Origin of the sequence: Emticicia sp., from assembly GCF_049241225.1 — a bacterium.
Taxonomy (GTDB): domain Bacteria; phylum Bacteroidota; class Bacteroidia; order Cytophagales; family Spirosomataceae; genus Emticicia.
Map to the genome: position 1 here is coordinate 1 of NZ_JBMLRC010000205.1, position 2,824 is coordinate 2,824.

3 protein-coding genes are annotated in these 2,824 nt (G+C 33.1%); all 3 read left to right on the forward strand.

Annotated features, from left to right (window positions below):
• Positions 1 to 176: 176 nt before the first annotated feature.
• The 3 genes from ACOVO2_RS11290 (at position 177) to ACOVO2_RS11300 (ending at position 2,505) form a co-directional block, all read left to right on the forward strand.
• Complete coding sequence (locus tag ACOVO2_RS11290; protein ID WP_421770070.1) at positions 177 to 716, forward strand: RNA polymerase sigma factor; 540 nt, start codon at positions 177 to 179, stop codon at positions 714 to 716.
• A 71-nt stretch (positions 717 to 787) separates the two neighbouring features.
• On the forward strand, positions 788 to 1,354 hold the full coding sequence (locus ACOVO2_RS11295) for a hypothetical protein (RefSeq protein WP_421770071.1): 567 nt from the start codon (positions 788 to 790) through the stop codon (positions 1,352 to 1,354).
• A 14-nt stretch (positions 1,355 to 1,368) separates the two neighbouring features.
• A complete protein-coding gene (locus tag ACOVO2_RS11300) occupies positions 1,369 to 2,505 on the forward strand; it encodes a hypothetical protein (protein WP_421770072.1) in 1,137 nt (378 codons plus the stop codon).
• Positions 2,506 to 2,824 lie beyond the last annotated feature (319 nt).

Genomic DNA, 2,824 nt, shown 5'->3' on the forward strand with positions numbered 1-2,824 from the left:
CTTTTGTGAATTATACTTAATTTTTCAACGAAAGGGAGTTGAAAATAATTCATTTTGTCTACCCGTAGAGACAGGGCAATGCCCTGTCTCTACATGTAAAATTATATTTTCCATACAAATATTTTTTTCAAAACTCAGGCAACCTTTTTTGCACGAACAGCATTTCTGTAATCGATATGGATTTCAATACAATCATTGATGGTTGCAGACACAACAATCGAACTGCACAAAAGGCACTCTATAACCGATATTTAGGTACACTATATCGGTTAAGTTTGCGGTATGTTCGTGATGTAAGCGATGCTGAAGATTGTACATCCGAAGCATTCGTGAAGATTTTCGAGAAGATAAAAACCTTTGACTATAAAGAAATTAACTCGTTTGAAGTTTGGATGAAGCAAATTGCAATTAATCAGTCGCTAATGTGTTTACGGCGGCGGAGTGCATTTCTGACACTCGACTCAACAGAAGTACTCGACCTAAGCAATGAGGTTTTCATGGATGAAAATATTGATGCAAAACAAATTTTAGAACTCATCAAAGATTTACCCGACGGTTATCGGACAGTATTTAATCTTTATGCCATTGAGGGTTTTCCACACAATGAAATAGCCAAAATGCTCGGTATCAGCGAAAATACTTCAAAGACACAATTACACAAAGCAAGATTGCTATTACAGAAAAAACTAATCAATGAATTAGGAATCAGAAAATGAAGAAAAAATTTGAAAATATTGACGATTTAACCCGATTCAAAATCAATTCGCTTCACGACGAAAATATTGAGGTGAACGATAAATTGATTTGGGCAAAAATCGAAGACCAATTGGACAAAAAAACAAAAATAAGAGTTTTGATATGGCGAAGAATTGCTACCGCAGCATGTTTAATTCTTTTACTCGGTGGCAGTTTTTGGCTAAATAATAAAAATAAAATTCAGGGAAATAGCAGTATAGAAACACCACCAATAGAAGTTAGCAGCGTGCCATTATTGAGTAAAGAAGATTTTCAAAAAATAACAAAAGCAACTGATAGTGAACAAGCTATCTATAACAGATACAAGAAAAAAACAGTAAAAGAAGAGCGTCTTCAATTAAATGTTCAACAAATTGAAAACCATAAAAACTTTTCTATCGAAACTCCAGAAGTTGTTTTTAAGGCAATAGAATTACCACAAATTTCCAAAAAAATGGCAACTACAAAAATGAGAGTTATGCACATCAGTGAATACCAAGCACAAACATCTGAGGTGTTTATGAAACCTAAAATATTCTACGTACAAACCGATATTCAGAATATTATTAAAAATCAAACCCTAGTTATTCCTTACGCACTCGCAAATATTTCAAACTAACAAATTTACATTTTATGAAAAAGCTATTATTAATTTTAACGCTTATCGGAAGCGTTAGTGGAAGCCTTTTTGCCCAAACTATCAACCACGACCAAAAATGGAATCAGGCAATAGAGATACAACTTAAAAATAATGCAAAAGCCTACGTTGTGACTAACGTCACCCCTCTTTTGCTCCAATCAGCTAAATACAATCTTGATTCGCTTGTTAAAGTAGCTTTATCGAAATATAAAGAAATCGAGGAAGAAACCGATGAACTGGCTTCAAAATCAGTTACTTATCATTATGGACTTAATGATAAAAACTGGAAATATAGCCTCAGAAACCCTAAAGAAGGTTTGACTGTGAAAATCCATCAAGCCAATGAAAAGCGTTACGGAATTATTGGCGGAAACGAGTTTGTAAAACTCAAAACAATGAAAGATACTTTAGTAATTAACCTAATTTTTGGAGAATTACCCGATGAATATAAAGGAAAAGTTACTATCAAAAACAAACCAAGAATTGGGTATCAATTAAGTTACGGATTTATCGTCAATAATCTATCTGATGTAGAAGATATTGATTACAAGCAAGTTACAGAAGAAATAGAGAAAAATATCAATAAAATAAAAGCAAAAGTAGGTTTTGATGCCATGATGAAAAAGCCAATGATGCCTATCAATACACTTTCGATTGCCGCAACTTCAAACGCTCAACTTTACTGGAATTATCAAGTAACACAAATATTTACGCTTACCGCTCACACAAGCGGAGGCTGGATAAGGGATAAATTTGTCCCCGAAGTGGGTATTGATGCTCTCATTGTTACAAAAGGTCGAATTGGTTTTGGCTTAGGTGCCAATCAATTCTTTCACTTTAATAATTTATCAGATAATACTTTCAAGCTAAGTACAAGTAATTTCGTTAATGCTCAAATTAGCTTTTTTAGTAGCGACCCTCGAAAGAAATATTATGGCTTGGCAAAATTTGCTAATGTTGGTAATATCTCGCTTGGTTATTTAGTCAATAAATCTAATTATTTCACAAAGCACACTTGGAGACTTTCAACTACTCTTCCAATAATGAAACATTTATCGGTCGAACCTGAGTTTTATTTTAGCCCAAGCACCAAACAGTTATACCCAGGCGTGAGATTTAAAATAATGTGACATAATAAGTAGTCCACGGTCAATAGTCAACAAGTCCACAGCAATGTAATGAGCTTATAAACAGATATTTAGCTGTGTGCAAAATTATCCGATTATATTTATCCTAATAAGTAATGGGACAGAATAAATCAACAATCTGAAAAGACATAAATAATTGATAGTAAATCACTTATCTCGAATCTTTTGTCTCGTGTCTTTTGTCTCAGTACTTACTTAAATCACATTTATGACTAATTTGCAAAAAAATGCACCATAAATATTATTAAAACCAAAATGCCAAACGATTTCATAATCAGCCAATTACCATCCAACAAAATCT

Bases quoted from the DNA above. Each gene is read 5' to 3' on its own strand.
- ACOVO2_RS11290 (WP_421770070.1), top strand. From the start codon at position 177: ATGGATTTCAATACAATCATTGATGGTTGCAGACACAACAATCGAACT.
- ACOVO2_RS11300 (WP_421770072.1), top strand. From the start codon at position 1,369: ATGAAAAAGCTATTATTAATTTTAACGCTTATCGGAAGCGTTAGTGGA.